This is a genomic window from Marinomonas rhizomae (assembly GCF_024397855.1).
GTDB lineage: Bacteria > Pseudomonadota > Gammaproteobacteria > Pseudomonadales > Marinomonadaceae > Marinomonas > Marinomonas rhizomae_A.
Window position 1 is genome coordinate 2,207,053 of sequence record NZ_CP073343.1, and the last position, 26,556, is coordinate 2,233,608.

Genomic DNA, 26,556 nt, shown 5'->3' on the forward strand with positions numbered 1-26,556 from the left:
ACGCAAAGAATCAAGCTTCACGTAACGCACTATATTTAACTCTATAGTGGTTGTGGTTTTACCTATATTGAGGGTTAAGACTCAAAAACCACCAATGCATTATCCGCGATAATAACGGGAAGGTACAAACGGCATCGCCGCTTGTTTTAATGGGATACTCTTCCCTCTCACACTGGCGAACAAAGGTTCGGCAGCATCTAAAGCTTGAGTTGAGACGTAAGCCATTACAATCGGTTGAGCAAGACTTGGCGAAAAGCCACCACTAGTTACAGACCCTTTAACCTCTCCATAAGCATCAACTATATCGACACCTTCACGAACAGGCGCTCGACCATCAACCAAAAAACCAACACGTTTTCTAGCAGGTTTGTTCGCAAATTGTGGCAATATAATATCAGCACCGGTGAAGCCACCTGCACGATCACCTTCTAAGCGACGAACTTTTTGTATTGCCCAATTAAGCGACGCTTCAATTGGTGTTGTTGTCGTGTCAATATCATGGCCATACAAACACAAACCAGCTTCCAGACGCAAAGAGTCACGCGCACCTAGACCAATCCACTCCACCTCATCAAACGCCAATAAAGCATCAGCAAAGGCTTGAGCTTTGTCATTTGGTACAGAAACCTCATAACCGTCTTCACCGGTATAACCAGAACAACTCACCCATAGTTCAACACCCTGCCATTCAAGTTTTAAACTTTGCATGAATGTCATACTGGCAGCATCTGGAACCATACGCGCAAATACGTCACGTGCTTTTGGTCCTTGAATAGCTAGTAGTGAACGATCTTCTATAACGTCAACATCACAATCAACCAAAGTAGCCTTTAAATAAGCAAAGTCTTGATCCTTACAGCCAGCATTAACAACCATAAATATTTCATCGCCCCAATTAGCGAACATTAAGTCGTCCGTAATACCACCACTATCAGTGGTAAACATACCGTAACGCTGTGTACCTTCCGCCAAACCAAGCACATCAACAGGTAAAATGGCTTCAAGCGCAGCTTTTACATTTTTACCTCGAAGTATTACCTGCCCCATGTGCGACACATCAAACAGCCCCGCATTTTCACGAGCCCATAAATGCTCCTTCATGACACCCAATGGATATTGAACAGGCATCTCATAACCAGCAAATTCAACCATTCTAGCGCCAGAAGCGACATGTAGATCACATAGTGCAGTACGTTTCATAACGAAAACCTTTTATTAAAGTAGTAATAGTGTCTGTTTCCAATCGGAAACAGAGTATCCAAATTCAGTCGACCTTGACAAGCCCTAAGCAGCATTTATTCATACAGATTCCAACCCAATCCTCATATTTTAGACGGAAATTTTTAAACGAACGGTCAAACATATTAATAAACAAACTTCAAAATTCCATTCCAATTAGTGTTTCCAATTGGAAACTTTTTCATTATCATAGGTGAAAATGACGTAAACCGAACAATGACTGACGCTCCTAGAAAGATGATCTTTTTTCATCATCATAGACTGCCTTAGTGTTATTATACGCACGACTCATTGTCTTTTTGGCATACATGTTTATTTAAGAGGAATTTCCCCATGGCGAATACCGAAGCTTTTTTCAGCCAAACTTTAGCTGAGCGAGATCAAGAACTTTTTGCGACAATCGTTGAAGAGCAAGAACGCCAAGAAACTGGCATTGAATTGATTGCTTCTGAAAACATCACTTCAAAAGCCGTTTTAGAAGCCCAAGGCTCTGTACTAACCAACAAATATGCAGAAGGTTACCCACATCGTCGCTACTACGGTGGCTGTGAAGCAGTTGACGTAACGGAACAGCTTGCCATTGACCGTGCTAAAAAACTTTTCAACTGTGAGTTTGTAAACGTTCAGCCTCATTCTGGCGCACAAGCTAACGGTGCTGTAATGCTAGCACTGCTTCAGCCTGGCGACACTATCATGGGTATGTCATTGTCTTCTGGTGGTCACTTAACTCACGGCGCTGCACCAGCTCAATCTGGTAAATGGTTTAACGCTGTTCAGTACGAAGTTAGCCCAGAAACATTATTGATTGATTACGATGCTATCGAAGCGCAAGCACTAGAGTGCAAGCCAAAGATGATTATCGCGGGTGGTTCTGCCATTCCACGTCAAATCGACTTCAAGCGCTTCCGTGAAATTGCAGACAAAGTTGGTGCTTACCTTTTCGTCGACATGGCTCACATTGCTGGACTTGTTGCGACTGGTGTTCACCCATCTCCACTTCCACATGCACACGTTGTTACCACAACAACACACAAAACACTTCGCGGCCCACGTGGTGGCATGATTCTTTCCAATGATCTAGATCTTGGTAAAAAAATCAACTCTGCGGTATTCCCTGGCTACCAAGGTGGTCCATTGATGCACGTTATTGCTGGTAAAGCAGTCGCTTTCGGCGAAGCATTGAAACCAGAGTTTACTGATTACATTAAACAAGTCGTTGCTAACGCTAAAGCACTTGCAGAAGTAATGGTTGAACGTGGTTGTGATATCGTTACTGGTGGTACTGATACGCATCTAATGCTAGTTGACCTTCGTCCTAAAGGACTTAAAGGTAACGCAGCCGATGCCGCTCTTGAACGCGCTGGCATCACATGTAACAAAAACGGCATTCCGTTCGACACAGAAAAACCAATGGTGACTTCTGGTATCCGTCTAGGTACTCCAGCAGCAACATCTCGTGGTTTTGGTATTGAAGAGTTCCAAAAAGTAGGTCATCTTATCAGTGACGTACTTGACGGTTTAGTTGAGATGCCAGAAGGCAACCCAGAAGTTGAAGCTCGCGTACTTGCAGAAGTTAAAGAGCTTTGTAAACGCTTCCCACTTTACCGCTAAGATCACGTACCCAAGGGGTAACCCTCCTTGGGTATTTTTTTAAAGAGGCATAAATACTATGAGCACTATCCCAGAAAACCTAAAGTACGCTGACTCCCATGAATGGGTGTTAGATAACGGCGATGGAACAGTTACTGTTGGCATTACCGATCACGCACAAGACCTACTAGGCGATGTAGTTTACGTTGAACTACCTGAAGTTGGCGCCGACGTAACTGCTACAGAGCAATTCTCTTTAGTTGAGTCTGTGAAAGCCGCTTCCGATATTTATGCCCCTGTTAATGGCGAAGTAATTGAAGTTAACGAAGCTCTAAATGACTCACCAGAGCTTATCAATGAAGCACCTTTTAAAGATGCATGGATTGCTAAAATCAAGCTCAGCGACCCTGCTGACCTTGACAAATTACTTGATGCTGCAGGCTATTCAGCCACAATCGAATAGCCTCAAATCTAGGCTCTCCCTCTATCCGTATTGAGAGCCTAACTCCTCGATCTAATCTTAATAGGTAATTAAACCATGACCTCGTGCATTCGCGATTTGTTAAACAGTGATGAATTTATTGCTCGCCACATTGGCCCTGACGCTTCAGAGCAGGCAAAAATGCTATCTACAATTGGCATCAACAGCCTTCCAGAACTAATCGAAAAAACAGTCCCGGAAGCCATTCGTCAAGCAAATCTAGACCTTTCAGCTAACCCTGTTAGTGAAAACGAAGCACTTGTTCAACTAAAGGCCATCGCCAATCAAAACAAAGTAGCGCGTTCTTTTATCGGCATGGGTTACCACGACACACATGTGCCCTCACCAATTCTGCGCAACCTACTAGAAAACCCAGGCTGGTATACGGCTTACACGCCTTACCAACCAGAAATATCTCAAGGTCGCTTGGAAGCACTATTAAACTTCCAACAAGTCATTATCGACCTAACAGGCATGGAAATTTCCAACGCCTCTTTATTAGATGAAGCGACGGCCGCAGCCGAAGCGATGACACTCATGAAACGCTCCAACCGCAAGAAGAGCGATAAATTATTCGTTGCAAGCCACTGCTTGCCACAAACAATAGACGTCGTTAAAACTCGAGCAGAACTGCTTGAAATTGAAGTCATCGTTGATGATATCGCAAATTTCGCACAACACGATGTATTCGGCGCCATTATTCAATACCCAGGCATTGATGGCACAGTGACTGATTTAACCCCTGTTATTGCCCAAGCACATGAGCAAGGCGCACTTGTCAGCATTGCCGTCGACCTACTGTCTCTTGTTCTATTGAAATCACCAGGTGATATGGGTGCTGATATCGTTTTCGGCTCCGCTCAGCGCTTTGGTGTACCAATGGGCTTTGGTGGCCCACACGCTGCATTCCTAGCAACCAAAGATGCATTCAAACGCTCTATGCCAGGTCGTGTTATCGGCGTATCGAAAGACAGTCATGGCAAACCAGCGCTACGCATGGCAATGCAAACACGCGAGCAACATATTCGCCGTGAAAAAGCGACATCGAACATCTGTACCGCTCAAGCACTACTAGCGATGATGGCTGGCTTCTACGCGGTTTATCACGGCCCTGCTGGCCTTAAAAAGATAGCGAACCGCGTTGCGGCGCTTACCAACTGTTTTGCCAACGCCATCCAAGTAAAAGGCTTCACCACTAACTCAAGTTACTTTGATACCGTTATCGTTAACACTGGTGAACAAACTGATAGCATCATGGCTAAAGGCGCTGAGAAGTTAATGAACTTCCACAAAGCGTCTGACAGCCAAGTGTCTATCGCGTTAAACGAGACAATCACCCCGAATGATCTTATCGACTTGGCTGAATGCTTCGGCGCAGAGCTATCACTAGAAGACATTACAAACACGGAAAGCGCTTATGGCTTTGATGATGCCCTATTGCGTCAAGATGACATACTGACTCACCCAGTATTTAATAGTCATCACAGCGAAACCGAATTGATGCGCTATATGCACCAACTGGAAGTCAAAGACATTGCGCTTAACCAAAGCATGATCCCTCTTGGATCTTGCACAATGAAACTAAATGCGGCATCCGAAATGATTCCGGTTACTTGGGCTGAATTTGGTCGCATTCATCCGTTTGCACCAAGCACTCAAGTTGCTGGCTATCATGCATTATTGCAAGAGCTGATCGACATGCTTTCCAAAGCAACGGGATATGACACCGTTTCTTTGCAACCAAACTCTGGCGCACAAGGTGAGTACGCAGGCCTTATCGCTATCGATAAGTACCACAAATCTCGCGGCGACCATGATCGTGATGTCTGTTTGATTCCAAGCTCAGCTCATGGAACAAACCCAGCTTCTGCTGCGTTAGCCGGCATGAAAGTTGTCATCGTGAAATGCGACGAAGACGGCAACATTGATTTAGTTGACCTTGCTGAAAAAGCTGAAAAGCATGCTGCTGAACTGAGTTGCATCATGGCAACATACCCATCTACTCACGGTGTATTTGAAGAACACATTCGTGAAGTCTGTGGCATTGTTCACAAATTTGGTGGCCAAGTGTACATTGATGGTGCCAACCTAAACGCTCTAGTGGGTGTTGCGCCTCCTGGCTCATTTGGTGGTGACGTTTCGCATCTTAACCTACATAAAACATTCTGCATCCCACATGGTGGTGGCGGTCCAGGCATGGGCCCAATCGGTGTTAAATCTCACCTTGCGCCTTTCTTACCTGGCCACGCGGTTTCCCCTGTGATGGGCATGCTTGAGCAACACGGCGCGGTTTCAGCCGCACCATACGGTAGTGCAAGTATTCTTGTGATCACTTGGATGTACATCAAAATGATGGGTGACAAAGGCTTGCGTGATGCAACCTTCAACGCAATTTTGAATGCAAACTACATTGCTAAGCGCTTAGGCGAACACTATCCAGTACTTTACACTGGCAAAAATGGCACAGTTGCACATGAATGCATTATCGATATTCGCCCATTGAAAGCGGAATCAGGTATTAGCGAAGAAGACATCGCTAAACGTTTGATGGATTTTGGCTTCCACGCACCCACTATGTCCTTCCCTGTTGCTGGCACATTGATGATCGAACCAACAGAATCAGAAAACCTAGAAGAGCTAGACCGCTTCTGTGATTCCATGATTCAAATTCGCAAAGAAATTAGCAAGGTGCAAGCCGGTGAATGGCCTCTAGAAGACAACCCGCTAGTCAATGCGCCACACACAGCAGACAGCCTTTTAGATATGGAATGGAATCACGCTTATTCACGTAAAGAAGGCGCCTACCCATTAAACTGGATCAAAGCTCGTAAATACTGGCCTCCTGTTGGCCGTATCGACAACGTCTACGGCGATCGCAACCTATTTTGCGAATGCCCACCAATAGAGAGCTACGAAGACTAATCTTCGAAGCTCCTTAAAAGCACTAGAAACGAAAAAGGCGAATCAGCAATGATTCGCCTTTTTTAGCTACGTACAAAGCAATCAAGGGAAACTCCAAACTAAAGATAAATATCACAATTTTATGATCATATTTATTATATAAGTTTATTTTTATTTATTCATGGCCTCCCCAGTGTGCCAGCAACGCATCACGAAACACCATTAATTTGGCAGATCGATGTCGAGCAGATGGATAAAGAAGCGTTAAAGGCGTCGATGATCGAGCATGTTCATTTAAAACTGGCGTCAGCAACCCGTCTCTCAAATAATCCTCTACGAAGAAAGTCATCAATTGTGCCATACCAATACTCAATAACGCGGCTTCTACTAAAGGATCCCCATGATCAACAACTAAGCTTCCTCTAATGGGAAAGTCAGTATTCTTCTCATTATTTCGAAATGTCCAAGGAAATAATTGCCCAGTAGCTGGATTTCTAACTTGCATGCAATTATGCGCAGTCAATTCCTCTAACGCCTTTGGGAAACCATAAGATTCAAGATATTTTGGTGATGCAACCGTCACCCAATCAGCCGCCTTAAGAGGCCGCGCAATTATTCGACTATCCAGAATATTTCCGCTACGAATGACAGCATCAAACCCTTCGCCTACCAGATCAACCACTCGATCAGTTAATACCAACTCTATGGTGAGCTGTGGGTACTCATCCAATAATTTAGCGACAATAGGCATAACAACAACCCGGCCAAATGCTGATGGCGCACTAATCTTCAAACTACCTTTAGGTTCAAGTCCATGCTCTAGTAACTCTTGATGCGCCTCTTCAAGGCCGCCAACTAATGGCTTAACACGTTTTAAAAATAACTCGCCATCTACCGTCAATTTCAAATTACGTGTATTACGGTGCAATAAGCGAAGACCTAACTGGGACTCCAACCGATTGACTGCTCTAGAGATACCAGATTGAGTTACATCTAATTGTTGAGCGGCAACCGTAAAACTCAGATTTTCTGCCACTTTAATAAATTGCCTTACGGCATTGAGATCGTATTCCATGATTTTATTCATTACTCAAATGATTTAATTACATTTATTAAACTTAAATCATCAAAGATAATCTCACAACTTAAAACTTTGTTGGAGAGAGAAATGCGAACACCACTACCCATTAGTGTTTATATGCTGAGTTTTGGCATTTTCATTATGATCAGTTGCGAACTACAAGTATTAGGGATGATGGAACAATTATCAGCAGCGTTGACGATCAGCATCGCTCAGGCAGGATATTTGGTCTCTATTTTTGCTGTCAGCATGGCTATTGGTGGCCCCATATTGGCGATCTTAGTTTCTAGACTAGCCGTTAAAAAAGCCTTAATGATGCTCTACATCATCTTCATTTTAGGTGAACTGCTAGGCGGTTTTTCGAATACTTTTGGCCAACTAGTCATCGCCCGATCTATAACAGGCATGGTTTCAGGTGCGTTTTTTGGTATTGCTATTGGCTTATCAGCTCGACTCGTCAACTCAGATAGCAAACTCAACGCCATATCAACGGTATTAGCAGGTATTATGCTTGGCACCATCATAGGCTTGCCGTTGGCTAAAGTAGTGTCTGAATACAGCAACTGGCAAAGCAGTTTTTTTCTTGTTGTTGGTCTGGCAAGTATCAGCGCTTTATTGACATACCTGACCCTACCCGATCTTTCGCCCGAACCACCACAATCTCTTAGAAAAGAATTAGGTGCTGTCTTTGATGCTCGGCTTTGGTGGGTGTTTTTTACCAGTTTCTGCATTATTGGTGCCGTATACGCTCCGTTTAGCTATATCGTCCCTATTCTCAATCAAACATCAGGAATGCCCCAGAACAGCATCACACTAATTCTATTTGCATACGGTGGCATCATGCTTATTGGAAACAGCTTAGTAGCCAAAATGGCCACCAAGGATGCAAAGCTGACGCTATTAACTGGAATATCAATACTTATTATAAATTTGTGTTTATTTGCCCTTTTTAGCAATCACCTTTGGATATCGGTTACATGTACATTACTGCTTGGTTTATGCGGCGTAAGTTTAAATCCTGCAATGGTAAGCAGATTGATGGAACTACCTCAGGGTGAACGTGCATTTGTAAATACGCTACATGCTTCAATGATAACGTTAGGTATCATGTTTGGCAGCTTTATTGCTGGAATGGCATTATCATACAACTACCCTCTAACAGTGACAATTTGGGTTGGTGCTGCCATTGCATTTTTCGGCTTATTAACTCTAGCACTCAGCCCAACACTCAAGTTAGAGGCAAGACTAACTTGCCCTAAATAGCGCCCGACCAAGTAAGCTGAAATAATTCTGAAAGGCTTGATTAATACGATGTCGCTGTTCACCTTGAGGATAAAGGCCTATTTTGGCCTCTTCTGAATGGCGAGTTCCTTTTACCAAAAAGCTACTGGTAGGTTTTGAGTCCTCAACGAAGGCTTCGAAAGCTCTTGCAGCCATCTCTTCTGGCTTAGCGTAATAGATGACTTTTAGCTTTTGATCAGTAAGGCGAGATATTTGAAACATATCACTTGGCTGATCTCCCTGCTCGTTTAGCATAATGGCTTTAAAGCATTCGACTAATAATAAGCTCAGTGGATGAGGTTGTTTGTTACGGGATAATTGCAATTTAGCGTCATTCAACCAACTTTCGGAAGCAAAACGAGCCGAGGATATTTGGTAAAACATTTTTTCGCCCATGTAATGGTCAAAAGCATGAAACCACTCGTGTGCGAGACTGCCAGCACCGGCGTTTTTCGCTAAAGATAATTGTCTTGTCGCAGGAACGTAGTGAGCAGCCACACCAGGCCTTCCGCCTTTGCCATATTGAAGTCCAAGAGTACCTCGTAAAGACACCAAGAGCTCTGGACCTTGCAGCACAGACATGAGATCCTCTAATGCTCGATAGAAATTCACCGCAGCTCGATCTCTTTCTTCTGGCGTTACCCAACGCCCCATTTCAATACCACGAAAATCAAACTGCCGACGTATTATGACGAAATTAATGGGGGCTTGGCTAAAGGACATGCAAAATCGCTCGTTGACTAGGCTAGATTCAAAACACTATTACGGTTTATGTTATACCAAATTGCTGATCAAATTCTGCAATTTTTGATCGGCGCATCTCTTTCAAATCCTGCAACTGTTCTTCAACTCTACGCTTGGCAATCTTAATACTTTCTGGATTACTATGTGCCGCTGCTTCTTCTAATTCACGCTCATACTGATCTAATAGAGTGTCATAATCATCCTGGTAAGCCTCTTCCACCAGCGCCAAAGCGATTTGATGCTGATAGCTAGCCGCTTTTTCCGTGTGCTTTTGAATGTAAGTCAGTGAATTATCAAAATACAGCTGCTTTAGTGAATCAGTTTGCGAATCTACGCTTTTAAGCGTGCTTTTTCTATCGTCAGAAAGCACCCTAGCCTGCATAACTTCGGCTTCATAATTAACACCGCCAGTCTGTGCAAAGCTAACAGGTACCGTATTCAACACAAGAATCGCAGTAAGAGACTGCAGTTTTTTCAAGAAAACTTTCTTCATGCGGACCTTCTTGTTCTATAAAAATGTAGATCAAATCTCGTGGCTTTGAATTTCGACCAAAGTACAAAGTAACCACTAGACAAATAATAGTGACATTTGATTCTATTGGGACGAAACAACAAGAACAACAGCCAAAACACAGATGCACATTTTAATCTTATCTTTACAGCATTAGATTCATCTACCTAGCACTGGAGCCTCTGATCACTACAGGTACGGTGAAATATTATGCATAACACGACTTACGTATTCTTCTTTTTCACCGACAGGAGCAACGTAGTCGATCGCATTTTTTGCTTCGTCAATACCGCCTAGTCGGGCAATAACCCATGCAGCAAGATAATGCGATGCCAAACAGCCTCCCGCTGTCGCTACATTCCCTTTCGCAAAAAAAGCTTGATTTAGCACCTCAACGCCAGCTTCTCTCACCCATGGTAATGTTGTTAAATCTGTACAAGCAGGCACACCATCTAATAAACCTAGTTTAGCTAAAACCAAGGTGCCAGAGCATTGCGCACCAATAACCTGACGACTTGGATCAAGTTGTAATTGCGCCATAATAGATGGGTCGGCCACCACGTCTCGTGTTTTTAAGCCACTTCCCACGATGACAGCATCGGCAGAAGCGAGTCCATCAAGCGACTCCTGCCTTTCAATCACGACACCATTCATCGACTTAACTTGTTTAGTTGGGCTAGCAATGGACACCTTCCAACCTTTACTCTTCACTCGGTTCAAAATACCAAGCGCTATAAATGAGTCCAGTTCGTTGAAATCATCAAAAGTTAAGATAGATATGTTCATAATTTAATTTTCCTCGAGGCCTGATCATTAATATATTCTATTAACTCATGACACCAAAGTGACTATCCTGAATTATTCATACATAAACAACACAACCCAGTAACTATGTTGAAGATCCAAAAGCGGGGGCTGTATAAGAGCACCAGCTAGCTTGTGGACAAAAAGTCCATACTGGCAGCAATCGACAGCGAATCAGCATTCGTTAACATGCATACCCCAGCTAGCTTAATTAGCGGAGAGCTATCTCTCATCATGTATTGCCCTGCTGGCGCAGAATCAACTGGTTTGCTTGCACTGAATGAAAGTGAAAGACACATTAGACCCGTACATCTGCTATAACTACAAAAACCGTTACGGAGCTGCTGTTGGTTACATTATAGAAATCTCTAAAGTTTAAGAGCTAAGATTTAAAAGCTAAAACTTTAAATCTGTAAAAACGAAAAGGGCAACCATCTGACTGCCCTTTTCTTCATCTGATTATTAAGACAACCACAAAACAACAATCGAAAAACAGACAAACATCAAACCAGTAATGGCATCCACCCACCTCATGTGCCGAACAAAGAAATCAGACACATAAGTACAGAGTTTGCTATAAGCTAAATGTACAGCAAAAGTACAGAGCAATAATATTAAAGTGAGAGTAAAAGTCTGCGATACAAGACTGCTATGTTGGTGGATAAAAGCTGGAAGTAAAGCTGTGAAAAACATCAAGGTTTTTGGATTAAAAATAGACAAAATAACACCCGTTACGAATGTCATTTTTCTCTCTGATTTTTGAGACTTCATAGCTTCTTGTTTACTGTTAAATAAAGGCCATAAAATACGCACACCCAAATAGCCAATATACAATCCACCAATGTATTTGATTACCATAAAAGCCAGTTCAGAGTGCAGAATCAGAGCACTTAAACCTGTCACTGTTGCTACGGACACAACGCCCATCCCAAACAAAATCCCAAACATGACTGGTAACGTTCTCCGAACACCAAAAAGCAACGCAGAATTCAATACAGCAAGGGTTCCTGGGCCAGGTGTGCCTGCCGCAATTAAACAAATCGCTATATAATACAAAACCGTGTCGCTACCAAGACCAAACATAAACTCTCCTTTAAATAAGCCTTCATTATCGTCTTGGAGAAATTTGCTTATAGGATAAAATTGCGCTTTTATGTCTCACAAACAATTTACAGGACACATCATGAACTCGAAAATCGGCTCACACTTCTTTAATCTAGATTGCTATGAAGGGATTGAATGTGTTCGGGCTGATTTCAAAGACCAGCACTTCTCAAAACACGTGCACGAAGGTTATGCAATAGGTGTTATAGAACATGGCGTACAGCGCTTTTTTAATGAAGGTGAAAATCATACCTCTGGGGCTGGCAGTTTAGTAATAGTCAATGCTGATTCCGCCCATACTGGTAGCGCAGCCTCACAAAATGGATGGGGATATCGAGCTATGTATCCAACTCCAGAATTATTCGATGAGCTATTAAGCGACTTTACAGGTAAGCATAAAAACGCGCCTTATTTCCATAACCCGATTATTAACGATGAAAAGCTTATCAAACAATTTAACTTAATATTCAGCTCTCTTTCCGATAAATCATCAAGACTCACCCTAGAGACCATCGTTTATAATTTTCTCATGCAATTGACGCTCAATAGCAAAATCAATCAATCCGTTATTCAAACAAAAAAAGCAAAGAAATCATTACTAAGTGCGAAAGAGTTCATTAACGCTTACGCCAGCAAGGAAATTAGCCTAGAACACCTATCGAAAGTAATTGGCATGAGTAAATATCACCTCATACGTCAATTCCAAGCATCTTTTGGCATTACACCGCATCAATATCAAATCCAGTCTCGAATACAAAAGGCAAAATGTTTACTCAAAAGTGGCGAACAGCCAAGCAATGTGGCGTTGGAGTGTGGTTTTTTTGACCAAAGCCATATGAACTCACATTTCAAAAAAGCATTAGGAACAACACCCTATCAGTACCAAACAAATATTAACGCTTAAAAATGCCCCATTTCCTATAAGCGCAATTTCAAACACTTAAAAACATCACATTTCATACACAGTTTTACTATTTCTTGAGCTCTACCATAGCCGTTATGATAGGCATTGGAAAACGGTTATATCAACTACAAACACAAGAGAAGAATCTAGCCGTCCCAACCCTTTTCAGAATAGCTAAGGAAGCATTCTCATGAAAAAATTTCTCGAAAATAGGCTAATAGGTACTAAACTTGGTTTAGGCTTTGGCTCTGTATTATTACTTGCGCTTATAGTTGGTATAGTCGGTATATCAGGTGTCAATACTTTGCTTAACAGAGCGGATAAAGTACGACTGTCCAATGACTTAGACGATGCCGTTGTTGAAATGCAAAGAGCCAGAGTGCTTTTCGTCGAGTCAGGATCTTCAAAGGATAAAGAGGAACTAGTTCGTCGCACAGAAGTTCTAGCCGATTTCTTGAAAGAAGGTGAAAAAATCTATAATGGCTCAGATGTGAGAGAGCTGGTAATACAAACAGATCAAAACCTTTTAGAGTATAAAAAGGCATTAACCATTCTGACTGATGCCCGAAAAAACTGGGAAGCGATTGACAATGAGGCTACTGGAATACGCCTTAATATATTTAACCAATATGACCAAATCATTAAACAGCTACGTCAGAAAAATGACATGGAAAATTTGAATACAGCTTTAGATGTCGCAAACAGCTGGTATGCTTTGACATCAGAGATAAATGACCACGTCATCAAAAAAGAAAATATACCTATAGAGCTTGTTACAACGAGATTCCAAGCCATTATCAACAAAACAAAAAATCTACAATTATCAAGTGATCTTCAAAGCAAGCAACAAGCAATCCTATCTCTTTTAAACCAATATGAAGACCTTGGGAAAAGAAATCCCGCGGTTAATGCTGAGCTTGTAAAAGCACAAAAAAATCTAATGGCTCTGTCCACTAAGATGAATGATAAGATCGATTCAATCACACTACTTCAAGAAGAAAAGAGCAAAAGTGATGGTGATAGAGTATCAACGGTTCTAATTACTGTCACTATCATCGCTATACTAATAGGCATTTTCTTTGCTTTGTTAATTCGCCATATGATTGTCAATCCAATGAATGACGTTAAGGCCGCTGTTGAAAAAATATCTAATGGTGACTTAACCCAGATATTAAAAACTGACCGTAAAGACGAACTTGGCCAACTGTATAACAATATCGGAACCATGAGCCGTACTCTTAATACGCTCATTTCCGAGGTCATTAATGGTGTTCTAAATTTAAGCTCAACCAGTGAGCAATTAGAAACCATTTCAAAACAAGGCCAAACTATGATGCAGTCTCAAAAAGATGAGACGGATCAAGTTGCCACGGCTATTAACGAAATGTCCTCAACGGTTGCCGAAGTAGCTCGTAACGCAGAAACAGCAGCAGAAGCGACCACGAAAACAGACAATATCGTTAACCAAGGTAACTTGAAAGTATCCGATACAGCATCATCAATCGAATCATTAGCCAGCGACTTGACCGTAACAAGTAAAGCAATGGAACAACTTAAAACTCGCACCGACAATGTCGGTAACGTATTAGAAGTTATCAAAGCCGTTGCTGAACAAACCAACTTACTAGCACTTAACGCTGCAATCGAAGCGGCGCGAGCGGGTGAAGCAGGACGAGGCTTTGCCGTAGTGGCTGACGAAGTCCGCGGACTGGCAAGTAGAACTCAAAGCTCCGCTAAAGAGATAGAGGACTTGATTGTCGAATTACAAAATGGCGCCCAAGAATCTCTGGATAAAATGCTAAGAAGCAGAGACTTATCTACTAAAAATGCCGAACAAGCAAAAGAAGTATTGGCTCTTTTTGCCAACATAAGTGAGCAAGTTGGTTATGTGCAAGATATGAATAACCAAATAGCTACTGCTGCTGAAGAGCAATCTCAAGTATCTGATGAAATAAATCGCAGCGTTGAAAATGTTCGTCAATTAGCAGACCAAACAACCGAAGGATCTATTGAATCTGTCCGTGCTGTCAGCAACTTAAGAACATTAAGCAATCAGCTCAAATCATTAACGGATCGCTTTAAAATCTAGTGATGGCATCATAATGTATTAGTATTTAAAACAGCCACCTAATCTAAACGGTTATAGGTGGCTGTTTTTATTTACATAATAAGTTGCTACTAATCACACACACGTAAAGTCCGCGATACCCACAACGAACAGCAAAGACAACTCCCACTAGCAAGAAGCGAAAAAAAAGACCTACCTTAGCAAGCCTTTTTTATTTTTCTATTCAAAAGCGACAAATATCTATGGGAAAATTCCGGTCAAACTGTCATTCATCAAAGCTTGCCACTCTTTATCCAGCGGCGCCTCAAACAGCATACGCTCCCCATTCAACATAATGTCTAATCGTGTCGCATGAAGACATAAGCGCTTAAAGCCAAGGGCTTTTGTTTCTTTTAAGGATTCAGCTGGCGAGTATTTATCATCACCAACAATCGGATAGCCCGCATGCAGCGTATGAACGCGAATCTGATGCGTACGCCCTGTTACTGGCTCACACTCGACCAAACTATAGCCTTCAAACTGACGAACTAATTTAAAGCGAGTTAAACTTTCTTTACCGTCTGTGTGAACCTTCACCACACGTTCGCCAGATTTGAGTTCATTCTTTAATAAAGGCGCATTAACTTGCAATTTTCGCTTAGGCCAGCTGCCATAAACCAAAGCCAAATATGTTTTTTGCACACCTTCTTTTTCACGTAACGCCGTATGCAGCTCTTTTAGTACTGCACGTTTTTTAGCGATCATGATAAGACCCGATGTATCGCGATCGAGTCGATGAACAAGCTCAATAAACTTCTCTAACGGCCGCATTTGGCGAATAACTTCAACCAAGCCGAAGCTCAAGCCACTGCCACCATGAACGGCTAAGCCTGACGGCTTGTTAACAACGATCAACCCTTTATCTTCATAGACAATGCGAGATTCTATCTCGCTTTTCAAACGATCAGACAAAACTGGCTTGTCTGATTCTGGTGCAAGTACTATCGGCGCAATACGCACAACATCTTCATTTTGAAGGCGGTAATCAGGCTTAGTTCGCTTCTTATTAACGCGTATTTCACCTTTCCTAAGTAAGTTGTAAATCTTACCTTTCGGAACACCCTTTAAAAAGGTAACCAAAAAATTATCAATTCGCTGACCCGTATTATTGTCGTCAATAGTGACGTAACGAACCGCTGGACGCTCTGCTGATTTTAGTTCTGAGTCCGACATAAGCTAAGATTGGTTTCCTTTATAATTGAAGCACTTAGTTTTTACTGTTATATTCACATTCGCAAAGGGTAAGAGGCAACAAAACACCTCGAAGATAAGATGCAAGAATTGAATGACAATTGCCGAAGCGACACTTTGGCCCCCTATCTTACCTCTGTAACAGTTAATCTTAAATAATAAACCGCATGATTCGGAAAAATCCGCTTCAGTGGAAGGAACTCTCATTAAATTGCTAGGCCACGCGTTCGCGTTGTTTCGTAAAAGCAAAGAAACGAGACCGGTTAAAGAGACTATTTGGTATTGATCACGGCAGCGACCGCATAAAAGCGTTTAACATAAATAAACGAATCGCGTACTCCTCTCGCCAGAGAACACTAAATGACTTGCTCTAATTCTGAGTCAGATTTATTAATGTTTACCCTATCACTGTTGTGACTCTTTCGTATCAGCCCACAGAGTTCACACATATAATGATTAGAATGCTTATTAATGCAACTCAACAAGAAGAGTTGCGCGTCGCCCTAGTAGACGGACAACGTCTATATGATCTAGACATCGAATCCGGTTCACGCGAACAGAAGAAGTCGAATATATACAAAGGTCGCATCACTCGCATTGAGCCGAGTCTTGAAGCTGCTTTTGTTGACTTCGGTGCAGATCGCCACGGTTTTCTACCTCTCAAAGAAATTTCTAAAACCTACTTCTCCAAAAAGTCCAATCACGAAGGCCGAATTAACATCAAAGATGTGTTAAGTGAAGGTCAAGAAGTGATTGTTCAAGTGGACAAAGAAGAGCGTGGCAACAAAGGCGCTGCTTTGACTACTTTTGTTAGCTTGGCGGGTCGTTATTTGGTTTTAATGCCTAATAACCCACGTGCTGGCGGTATATCTCGTCGTATCGACGGCGACGATAGATCACACCTTAAAGAAGCTATGTCAGGCCTGAACACACCAGAAAATGGTGGATTGATTGTTCGTACTGCAGGCGTTGGTCGTTCAACTGAAGAGCTTCAGTGGGACTTGGATTACCTTGATACTTTATGGTCTTCTATTACTAAGGCTGCATCTGAAAAGCCTGCTCCTTTCTTAATCTATCAAGAAAGCAACATCGTCATCCGCGCCATTCGCGATTATCTACGCGAAGACATTGGCGAAGTATTGATTGATGAGAAAAGCGCTTACCAAGACGCGATAAACTTCGTTATGCAAGTTATGCCGCACTTTAAGTCGCGCATTAAAATGTATACTGACTCCACACCGCTGTTTAACCGCTTCCAGATCGAAACTCAGATCGAAACGGCTTTCCAGCGTGAGGTTCGCCTACCTTCTGGTGGCTCAATTGTTATTGACCCTACAGAAGCACTAGTGTCTATCGATATCAACTCAGCCCGCGCAACGAAAGGCGGAGATATAGAAGAAACAGCACTACAGACCAATTTAGAAGCGGCCGATGAAATAGCTCGTCAATTGCGTCTCCGCGACATCGGTGGATTGGTTGTTATCGATTTCATCGATATGACACCAGTACGCAACCAAAAAGAAGTTGAAAACCGCATGAAAAACGCTCTAGAGGCGGATCGTGCTCGTGTTCAACTTGGTCGTATTTCTCGCTTTGGCCTATTAGAAATGTCACGCCAGCGTCTGCGCCCTTCTCTTGGCGAAACCAGCGGCATCGTTTGTCCTCGCTGTAATGGCCAAGGATTTATTCGTGACGTGGAGTCTCTGGCACTTTCTGTACTTCGCCTTATTGAAGAAGAATGCTCCAAAGAACGTACCGCTCAGATCCGTGCTGTATTACCGGTATCAGTTGCGACTTTCCTACTTAATGAAAAACGTACCAATATTGCGAAAATTGAAAAACGTAACAGCGTTCACATTATTCTTGTGCCAAATCCACATATGGAAACACCGCATTTTGAAGTAGAACGTATTCGCGATGACAGCACAGTTGTTACGCAAAACGAAAATAGCTACAACTTGGTGGAAACACCTGAACAACCGCCTTACGAACCACGTAAAGCAAATGAAAATGTTCGCCCACAAGCAGCGGTAACTAGCATTGCTCCTAAAGCGCCAGCTCCAGAGCACACCGCACCAGTAGCGACACCAAAGGTAACCAAGAGCACGCAGAATACACAAAGCAAGCCAAGTTTGCTTAAACGTATTATGACGGCACTATTTGGTGAGACTCAAACCAAAGCAAAACCTAAAACCGTTAACAAGACTAGCGCTACAACACCTTCACAAAATGACCGTGATCGTGACACTAGTGCATCAAGCAAGCCTAACGATAAGCGTGTAAACAGAAACAAACGTAACGTTAAGCATCAAAATGCGGATCGTGACGACAGCAATACGACTGAAAAAAATCGCTCTACTCGTCAATCACGCCGTGAACAGGCTGAAGCTGGCACGAAAGGCAATAACAACAACCGTCGTAATAACCGTGGCAACAAGCAAGACGCTCAAGAACCGAGAGCTGAAAAGCAAGAAGCGGCTGTAAAAGCAGCTCCTCGCCAACCTCAGAAAGAGGTTCCTGAAGTCAAAGAACGCAAACGCGATCGTAATGACAACCGTCGCCGCAACGGCAAATTAAAAGACGAAGCATTGGAAGCAACTAAACTACAAGAGCAAGAAGATGCCGCTCTAGTAGAAGCAGCTCAAAATGCCGAAGTGGAAAGCAACGAAAATGGCGATGAACCTCAACGTCGTTCACGTCGCTCACGTCGTTCGCGTCGCCCACAAAAAGAAGAAAACAGCACACAACAAGAGAATGTTGAATCTGAAAATGATCAAGCGACAGAGACTGCAGCTGCAAAAACTGAAGAAGTAAAACCAACCACTCCAGAAGTTAAGCAGACTGAAACAGAAAGTGAAGTTAAATCAGAAGAAGATGTGACAACAGAAACCATTTCGGAAGACAAATACAAAACTGAGCAAAATGTTCAGACTGAGAAAACTGTTGAAGCTGTTGAAGCTGTTGAAGCATCACCTGCAGATTCAAAAGAAACAACAGTAGAAACCGTTAAAAACGAGTCTCCTGAAGCAAAACCAACAAAACCTAAGATGTCTGTAAAAGCTCAGATGCGAAAAATTGAGCAACAGACAACTGAAGCAGCAACAGAGCAAACTGAAGAAGAGTCAAACATGACTTCCAAATCAGAAGAGACTCAAACAACTGCTACAGAAGCTACAGAAGAAGCCAATGCCACGGATAAGCCAATACCTGAAGCAGAAGAAGCTAAGACTGTTACTGCAGAACCAGTCAATGTGACAGAAGAAGTATCTACTGAAACACAAGATGCTGACGCTGTTATAGTGACGACAAATCAGAAAGAGACCGAGTCTACTGACAACACTTCTGAGATAACTGAAGAAAACGCTAAAACAGAAGAGGCGAAAGAAGTAAAATCAGAAGAGACATCTAGTCCTTCCACTCGTACTCCTCGTCGCGGACGTGGCAAACCGGCTACCAAACAGGCAAATACAGAAGCTAAAGCGCCTGTAGAATTACCTGCTGCCATTTTAGCCCAACAAGAAAAGCTACGCTTAGAACAGGAAGAAAAACGCAATGCTGCGACATCTCGTCGTCGCGCATCCCCTGGAAGAGTTAAAAACGACCCGAGAATTGCAAGAGAAGAAAAATCAGAATCAACTTCGGAAGCTAACGTAGAATAAACACTGCGGTGTCTATTTAGATAATACAAAGAGCCCGCATTTATGCGGGCTCTTTTGCAACAAGAGCACTATGGATTATTTCAAAGGATTGATTTGAACATAAATAACGGACAGGAAAAAAACAATGATCATTGATTTTTCTCGCTTTAAAGATTGGACTCTTGTGGGCGATTTATTTGGTGGCGCAACGACAGCCATTGTTTCGCTACCACTTGCACTAGCATTTGGCGTGGCATCAGGAGCTGGTGCAGAAGCAGGCTTATGGGGAGCCATCCTAGTTGGCCTTTTTGCTGCACTATTTGGCGGCTCAACCAGCTTAATCTCAGAACCAACCGGCCCAATGACCGTCATAATGACAGCGGTACTAACGAGCATGATGGCCAGCAGCCCGGAAGGTGGTGTCGCCATGGCTTTTACAGTGGTGATGATCGCGGGGCTGTTTCAAATTACATTAGGCTATCTAAAGTTAGGCAAATACATCACTCTAATGCCATACAGCGTTATTTCAGGCTTTATGTCTGGCATTGGCATTATATTGATTATCTTGCAAATCGCTCCTTTTCTAGGGCACTCATCTCCACCTGGTGGAGTAATAGGAACATTAAGCGCCCTCCCCAATCTTATTGTTAACTTGAAATTCTCAGAATTATTTCTAGGGCTGCTAACACTGGGGGTGCTTTTTTATCTTCCCAAACACTGGCGTCGATACGTTCCTCCTCAACTTGTTGCTTTGGTCGCAATCACGCTTATTTCTATTCTATTATTTAACGACTCAGATGTGCGCCGCATAGGTGTTATTCCATCTGGCCTACCATCAATTCATTGGCCCACCTTTGAACAGTCTGTATTTATAGAAATGATCATAAACGGCCTCGTGCTGGGGACTTTGGGCTGCATAGACACCTTACTTACAGCGGTTATTGCCGACAGCCTTACGCGCAAAGAGCATGATTCCAATCGCGAACTTATTGGCCAAGGCACCGCTAATTTTTTCTCCGGCCTTCTTGGTGGGCTTCCTGGTGCTGGCGCAACCATGGGAACCGTCGTCAATATACAATCTGGCGGCAAATCACCGCTTGCAGGCATAACAAGAGCGTTAATTCTTTTATTGGTTGTTCTTGGTGCATCTGACTTAATTAGCCCAATTCCAATGGCTGTACTGGCTGGTATTGCCTTGTATGTGGGGATCAACATACTCGACTGGAGCTTCTTGAAACGAGCACACAAAGTAGCCCTTTCTCCCACCATTATAATGTACGGAGTGATGGCGCTAACCGTATTTGTTGACCTAATGGTTGCGGTTGGAATTGGAGTTTTTATAGCCAATATCATGACAATAGAAAAACTCAGCCGATTACAGTCAGGGAATGTAAAAGCCATCAGTGATGCTGACGACGATATTCCACTATCAGAAGAGGAAAAATCATTACTAGACCAGGCTGATGGAAACGTATTGCTTTTCTATCTATCTGGCCCAATGATTTTTGGTGCAAGCAAAGCCATCGCAAAGCATCACAACCGCATACACAACTACAAAGCTGTAGTGTTAGATCTGAGCGCCGTTCCTATGATGGACCTTACCATAGGGCTTGCACTAGAAAACGCCATAAAAGACGCGATAGAAGCTAACTGTGCCGTTTATATCTTTAGCCCTAATGGACAAACCACAGAACGACTTGAAAAGCTGGGCGTATCAAATAGACTGCCGCACAATGCGTTTTGTGATTCTCGTAAATCCGCTTTGCAGCAAGCGGTTAAAAACTTACCCACTTCGTAATAAAGCAATGCAAAAACATTAGATAAAAAAAAGCCGCTTATAAAGCGGCTTTTTTATTTGCTTAGCTGTTAATCAAAGAATCTGATTAAAGAGACAAGCGACGTACATCACTCAGCAAGGAGTTTAAGAATGTCATAAAGCGACCTGCATCACCACCATTCACAGCTCTGTGATCGTAAGACAAGCACAATGGCAACATTGTACGAGGCTCAAACTCTTTACCATTCCAGCGTGGCTCAACGTCCGCTTTAGAAACACCCAAAATACCCACTTCAGGACAGTTAACGATAGGAGTAAATCCTGTTCCGCCAATTGCACCCAAACTAGAAATAGTGAAACAACCACCCTGCATGTCAGCTGGCTTAAGTTGTTTATCTAGTGCTTTCTTAATTAGCTCTCCCGCTTCTTTTGCAATTTGAACGACAGATTTCTTATCTGCATCACGCAAAACAGGAACAACCAAACCAGCAGGCGAATCCACAGCAATACCAATGTGTACATAATGCTTTTGAACGTAGCTTTCGCCATCGGCCATTAGCGACACATTAAAGCTTGGATTAGCAACCATTGCTTGCGCAACTGCTTTAATCAGGAATGGAAGCGGCGTTAATTTAACACCTTGTTTCTCCATTTCGCCTTTTAAGCCTTTACGGAATGCTTCAAGATCAGAAATATCAGCTTTATCAAACTGAGTAACTTGAGGCACAACAAGCGCGTTGCGAACCATGTTCTGAGCAGTTAGACGCTGGATCTTGCTCATCTTAACAACGTCAACTTCACCAAACTTGCTAAAGTCTTGATCTGGCACAGTTGGCAGACCGGAACCTGTTGCAACACCACCAGCCGGAGCAGAAGCCACCTTTTGCACAGCTGCTTTCACATAAGCATGCAAATCTTCTTTCGTAATACGACCACGAGGGCCAGTAGGACGAACAAGAGACAGATCAACACCTAACTCGCGAGCGAGCATACGAACAGCTGGACCAGCATGAACTTTCTTAGAAGGTTCAGACAGTACAGCAGATTGATCTACTGCAGGAGCTGACTTTTCGGCACTTGCTTTAGGCTTTTCAGTTGGTGCAGAAGTTGCTTTTTCAGCAGCCGGCGCAGGCGCAGGCACTTCAGAACCACCTTCTACTTCAAGCTCAAGAACAAGATCACCTTCAGAAACCTTATCACCAACCTTAATAGAAACAGACTTCACTGTTCCTGATTTCGGCGCAGGAATCTCCATAGAGGCCTTATCAGTCTCAAGAACAATGATAGAATCACCTTCTTGAACTTTATCTCCGGCTGCAACAGCAACCTCGATAACTTCAACGCCTTCAGCACCGCCAATGTCAGGCACTTTAACCGACTCAACACCACCAGAAGCTGGTGCTGCAGCAGGAGCAGATGATTTTGGCTCTTCAGCTTTTTCTTCTTTAGCGGCAGGCGCCACTGAAGATGACTCAGTTGTCAGCACAAGAATATCAGCACCTTCGGATACAGTGTCACCAACTTTAATAGAAATCTTGGCGATCTTACCTGTAAATGGTGAAGGTATGTCCATAGAAGCCTTATCAGTTTCAAGAACGATAATTGAATCACCCTCTTCAACCATATCACCTTCAGCAACACAAACCTCTATAACTTCAACGTCAGTTGCACCACCAATATCTGGCACTGAAACTTTTTCTTCGCTGGAAGATGAAGAAGCTGGAGCTTTCTCAGCGGACTTCTCTGGTGCAGGATCTTCTACAGGTGCCTCAGGAGCAGACTCTTCCGCACCTTCAACCTCAATAATAAGAATCTCATCACCTTCAGAAACTTTTTCGCCTTCTTTCACAGAAATACTTTTTACTTTACCTGCCATGGAAGATGGAACATCCATAGAAGCTTTATCTGTTTCTAAAACAATAATTGATTGATCCACTTCAATTGTGTCACCAACCGCAATACTGATCTCGATAATTTCGACATCAGTCGCACCACCAATATCCGGTACTCGAATGATTTCAGTACTCACAGAAATCTCCTTTGTCTTATAGACGCATCAAACTTAAAAACTTATCTGACTTAGTTAAAAACATACACTAAGCCAGATACCTAGCTTGTCAGGTAATTAGCACATTACAGGGTTTGGCTTCTCAGGATCTAGACCAAACTTAGCAATTGCCTCACTAACTACAGATGCATCAATTACACCGTCTTTTGCCAGTGCACTTAAAGCAGAAACCACTACCCAATAACGGTTAACTTCAAAGAAGTGACGCAATTGAGCGCGAGTATCACTGCGGCCAAAACCATCAGTACCAAGTACATTGTAAGTACCTTTTACGAATGGACGAATTTGATCTGCGAACAATTTAATATGGTCGGTAGATGCAATCACAGGGCCATTGTCGTTCAGGCAAGACTCTACGTAAGAAAGGCGCGCTTCTGATTCAGGGTGAAGCATGTTCCAGCGACTTGCATCAAGACCTTCACGACGCAATTCATTGAAAGACGTTACACTCCATATATCAGAGTTAACACCGAAATCATTAAATAGAATCTCTGCAGCGGCTTCAACTTCACGCAGAATAACGCCAGAACCAAGCAATTGAACTTGTTTCTTATTGGCTTTCTTAGCATGAGACTTAAGCTTATACATCCCCTTGATAATGCCTTCTTCAACACCTTCAGGCATATCTTCGTGCGTATAGTTTTCATTCATTACAGTTAAGTAATAGAAAACACTTTCTTTCTCTTTATACATACGACGTAAGCCATCTTGCATGATAACAGCGACTTCGTATGAATAAGTAGGGTCATAAGACACACAGTTAGGAATTAGACCTGCTTGAATATGGGAATGACCATCTTCGTGCTGCAAACCTTCACCATTTAGCGTAGTACGACCTGCAGTAGCACCAATCAAGAATCCACGAGCCTGAGAATCACCTGCCGCCCAAGCTAAGTCACCAATACGCTGGAAACCAAACATTGAGTAATAAATGTAAACAGGAATCATTGGAAGAGCGCTGTTTGCATAAGATGTAGCCAATGCTAACCAAGCAGAGAATGCCCCTGGCTCATTGATGCCTTCTTGAAGGATTTGACCATCAGCAGATTCTTTGTAATACATAATCTGAGTATGGTCATGAGGCGTATAACGCTGACCTTCAGATGAGTATATACCCAGCTGGCGGAACATACCTTCCATACCAAAGGTACGAGCTTCATCGGCAACAATTGGCACAACACGTTTACCAATTTCTTTATCTTTAACCATAACATTCAGTGCACGCACAAACGCCATAGTCGTAGAGATTTCACGGCCATTCGTTCCCGCGATTTGAGACTTAAAGGCTTCCAAAGAAGGAACTTCAAGCGCTTCGCAATCATGGTTACGGATAGGGAAAGCGCCATGCAATTCTTTGCGACGAGAGCGCATGTATTGCATTTCTGGGCTATCTTCAGCCGGTTTATAGTACGGTAAATCTTTTAGCTCTTCATCGCTAATTGGGATACCGAATTTATCACGGAACTGAGCAAGGGATTCTTCATCCAACTTCTTCGTCTGGTGCGCTGTGTTTTGCGCTTCAGCCGCTTTAAACATGCCGTAACCTTTAACGGTTTGCGCCAAGATAACAGTCGGTTGACCTTTATGAGAAGTTGCTTCGGAGTACGCCGCGTAAACTTTGTAAGGATCATGTCCGCCACGATTAAGATTCATAATCTCATCGTCAGTCATGTCTTTAACCATTTCTAGCAATTCTGGATATTTGCCGAAGAAATGTTCACGAGTATAAGCACCACCATTTGCTTTGTAGTTCTGTAGTTCGCCATCGCAAACTTCATTCATACGTTTAACTAGCAAACCGTTGTGATCTTTCGCAAAAAGAGGATCCCAATGACGACCCCATAGGCACTTAATGACATTCCAGCCAGCACCACGGAAGACACCTTCAAGTTCCTGAACAATTTTACTGTTACCACGTACAGGACCATCAAGGCGCTGTAGGTTACAGTTAATTACGAAAATAAGGTTGTCTAGATTTTCACGACCAGCAAGGGCAATAGCACCTAAGGATTCTGGCTCATCACACTCACCATCACCTAAGAAAGCCCATACCTTACGATCACCTTGATCGATAAGACCACGGCTATGCTGATACTTCATTACGTGTGCTTGGTAAATAGCCTGCAAAGGCCCAAGACCCATAGATACAGTTGGGAACTGCCAGTAATCAGGCATCAACCAAGGGTGCGGGTAAGAGGAAATACCTTTACCATCGACTTCACGACGGAAGTTATCTAGCTGCTCGTCTGTCAAACGCCCTTCAATGTATGAACGAGCGTAAATACCTGGGGATATATGACCTTGGAAAAAAACCATATCCGCTTGCTGTTTACCGTCATTACCACGGAAAAAGTGGTTAAAACCGATATCATAAAGCGTTGCCGCAGAAGAAAAGCTTGTAATGTGGCCACCAAGTGTTGAATCAACACGGTTTGCCTTCATTACCATAGCCAATGCATTCCAACGTATTATAGAGCGTATACGACGCTCCATAAATACATCACCCGGCAATGGCTTCTCATTTTCAGGAGCGATTGTGTTTCGGTATGCTGTCGTGATAGACGACGGTAAAGACGAACCTGCTTTTGAAGCTCCATTCGTCAAACGATTTAAAATGTATTGCGCGCGATCAGGACCTTCTTCGCGAAGGACAGACTCAAGCGCATCGACCCACTCTTTAGTTTCAATTGGATCGATGTCTTCGAGAATATGCTGCTCAGTCATCGTGTTAATAACTCCCGCTATTAGAACAGATACTAACCTACCAAGGACATTATGTGTATTTAAGCCTTGGAGGCTACTTAAACGAACCGTCGGAACTTATATGAATAGCCACAAAGTTCCAGCCGACCTAGGATAAAACGACACACTGTTTAATAAGCTTTAAAACGCGTCGTTTTTATCCGTTCCAATGGCAATTATTATTGTTTTAATTTTATTTCCATTGCATCGACCACTAAAAATCTAGTCAGTTCGCTTCCAATTTGGGTTTGGTTCATCAAACCCAACATTAAATTTCCACATGCATATAGCCTTACTAATGCATGTAAAAAATCAAAGCTATATACTTAGAAACCGCATAGATAAACTGCTTCTAATACTTTTGCATTCTAGATATTTTACTAAACCCTTACA

18 protein-coding genes are annotated in these 26,556 nt (G+C 42.8%); 9 read left to right on the forward strand and 9 right to left on the reverse strand.

Annotation, left to right across the window (positions count from 1 at the left end; genetic code table 11):
- Window positions 1–99: 99 nt before the first annotated feature.
- Window positions 100–1,200 (reverse strand): glycine cleavage system aminomethyltransferase GcvT, encoded by a 1,101-nt coding sequence (gene gcvT / locus KDW99_RS10520; RefSeq protein ID WP_255824659.1) that lies wholly within the window; start codon window positions 1,198–1,200, stop codon window positions 100–102.
- A gap of 372 nt (window positions 1,201–1,572) precedes the next feature.
- Here gcvT and glyA point away from each other — a divergent pair, with 372 nt between their 5' ends.
- From glyA to gcvP, 3 genes are all read left to right on the forward strand, one after another.
- Window positions 1,573–2,850 (forward strand): serine hydroxymethyltransferase, encoded by a 1,278-nt coding sequence (gene glyA / locus KDW99_RS10525; RefSeq protein ID WP_255824660.1) that lies wholly within the window; start codon window positions 1,573–1,575, stop codon window positions 2,848–2,850.
- Window positions 2,851–2,908: 58 nt separating this feature from the next.
- Complete coding sequence (gene gcvH, locus KDW99_RS10530) at window positions 2,909–3,292, forward strand: glycine cleavage system protein GcvH (protein ID WP_114412507.1); 384 nt, start codon at window positions 2,909–2,911, stop codon at window positions 3,290–3,292.
- A 75-nt stretch (window positions 3,293–3,367) separates the two neighbouring features.
- Window positions 3,368–6,232, forward strand: a complete 2,865-nt coding sequence (gene gcvP, locus KDW99_RS10535) for an aminomethyl-transferring glycine dehydrogenase (RefSeq protein WP_255824664.1) — start codon at window positions 3,368–3,370, stop codon at window positions 6,230–6,232.
- A 154-nt stretch (window positions 6,233–6,386) separates the two neighbouring features.
- Here gcvP and KDW99_RS10540 read toward each other — a convergent pair whose 3' ends face one another.
- Entirely contained in the window at window positions 6,387–7,286 is a 900-nt protein-coding gene (locus KDW99_RS10540; protein ID WP_255824666.1) for a LysR family transcriptional regulator, read from the reverse strand.
- Between the two features lie 93 nt (window positions 7,287–7,379).
- Here KDW99_RS10540 and KDW99_RS10545 point away from each other — a divergent pair, with 93 nt between their 5' ends.
- Window positions 7,380–8,555, forward strand: a complete 1,176-nt coding sequence (locus tag KDW99_RS10545) for an MFS transporter (protein WP_255824668.1) — start codon at window positions 7,380–7,382, stop codon at window positions 8,553–8,555.
- On the opposite strand, the gene KDW99_RS10550 is transcribed toward KDW99_RS10545, so the two are convergent.
- The 3 genes from KDW99_RS10550 to KDW99_RS10560 form a co-directional block, all read right to left on the reverse strand.
- Complete coding sequence (locus KDW99_RS10550) at window positions 8,538–9,296, reverse strand: CLCA_X family protein (protein WP_255824670.1); 759 nt, start codon at window positions 9,294–9,296, stop codon at window positions 8,538–8,540. The two genes, KDW99_RS10545 and KDW99_RS10550, sit on opposite strands and share 18 nt — an antisense overlap.
- A gap of 46 nt (window positions 9,297–9,342) precedes the next feature.
- Window positions 9,343–9,810 (reverse strand): hypothetical protein, encoded by a 468-nt coding sequence (locus tag KDW99_RS10555; RefSeq protein ID WP_255824672.1) that lies wholly within the window; start codon window positions 9,808–9,810, stop codon window positions 9,343–9,345.
- Window positions 9,811–10,017: 207 nt separating this feature from the next.
- Window positions 10,018–10,614, reverse strand: coding sequence for a DJ-1/PfpI family protein (locus KDW99_RS10560; protein WP_255824673.1), 597 nt, complete (start codon window positions 10,612–10,614; stop codon window positions 10,018–10,020).
- Between the two features lie 153 nt (window positions 10,615–10,767).
- On the opposite strand from KDW99_RS10560, the gene KDW99_RS10565 reads away from it, so the two are divergent.
- Window positions 10,768–10,953 carry a hypothetical protein gene (locus tag KDW99_RS10565; RefSeq protein WP_255824675.1) on the forward strand — a complete coding sequence of 62 codons (186 nt, stop codon included), beginning with the start codon at window positions 10,768–10,770 and terminating at the stop codon, window positions 10,951–10,953.
- Between the two features lie 141 nt (window positions 10,954–11,094).
- Here KDW99_RS10565 and KDW99_RS10570 read toward each other — a convergent pair whose 3' ends face one another.
- Window positions 11,095–11,715, reverse strand: coding sequence for a LysE family translocator (locus KDW99_RS10570; RefSeq protein WP_255824677.1), 621 nt, complete (start codon window positions 11,713–11,715; stop codon window positions 11,095–11,097).
- A gap of 100 nt (window positions 11,716–11,815) precedes the next feature.
- On the opposite strand from KDW99_RS10570, the gene KDW99_RS10575 reads away from it, so the two are divergent.
- Together KDW99_RS10575 and KDW99_RS10580 are read left to right on the forward strand one after the other, a co-directional pair.
- Window positions 11,816–12,640: an AraC family transcriptional regulator gene (locus KDW99_RS10575; RefSeq protein WP_255824679.1), complete on the forward strand. Its 825-nt coding sequence runs from the start codon at window positions 11,816–11,818 to the stop codon at window positions 12,638–12,640.
- A gap of 190 nt (window positions 12,641–12,830) precedes the next feature.
- The gene (locus KDW99_RS10580; protein WP_255824681.1) at window positions 12,831–14,729 is read left to right on the forward strand and encodes a HAMP domain-containing methyl-accepting chemotaxis protein; all 1,899 of its coding nucleotides are present in this window, start codon (window positions 12,831–12,833) and stop codon (window positions 14,727–14,729) included.
- A gap of 219 nt (window positions 14,730–14,948) precedes the next feature.
- Here KDW99_RS10580 and rluC read toward each other — a convergent pair whose 3' ends face one another.
- A complete protein-coding gene (gene rluC / locus KDW99_RS10585; protein ID WP_255824683.1) occupies window positions 14,949–15,920 on the reverse strand; it encodes a 23S rRNA pseudouridine(955/2504/2580) synthase RluC in 972 nt (323 codons plus the stop codon).
- A gap of 470 nt (window positions 15,921–16,390) precedes the next feature.
- On the opposite strand from rluC, the gene rne reads away from it, so the two are divergent.
- Both rne and KDW99_RS10595 read left to right on the forward strand, forming a co-directional pair.
- Window positions 16,391–19,597: a ribonuclease E gene (rne, locus tag KDW99_RS10590; RefSeq protein ID WP_255824685.1), complete on the forward strand. Its 3,207-nt coding sequence runs from the start codon at window positions 16,391–16,393 to the stop codon at window positions 19,595–19,597.
- A gap of 124 nt (window positions 19,598–19,721) precedes the next feature.
- Window positions 19,722–21,374, forward strand: coding sequence for a SulP family inorganic anion transporter (locus KDW99_RS10595; RefSeq protein ID WP_255824687.1), 1,653 nt, complete (start codon window positions 19,722–19,724; stop codon window positions 21,372–21,374).
- A gap of 85 nt (window positions 21,375–21,459) precedes the next feature.
- On the opposite strand, the gene aceF is transcribed toward KDW99_RS10595, so the two are convergent.
- Entirely contained in the window at window positions 21,460–23,382 is a 1,923-nt protein-coding gene (aceF, locus tag KDW99_RS10600; protein WP_255824689.1) for a dihydrolipoyllysine-residue acetyltransferase, read from the reverse strand.
- A gap of 96 nt (window positions 23,383–23,478) precedes the next feature.
- Complete coding sequence (gene aceE / locus KDW99_RS10605) at window positions 23,479–26,145, reverse strand: pyruvate dehydrogenase (acetyl-transferring), homodimeric type (RefSeq protein WP_255824691.1); 2,667 nt, start codon at window positions 26,143–26,145, stop codon at window positions 23,479–23,481.
- Window positions 26,146–26,556: the final 411 nt, after the last annotated feature.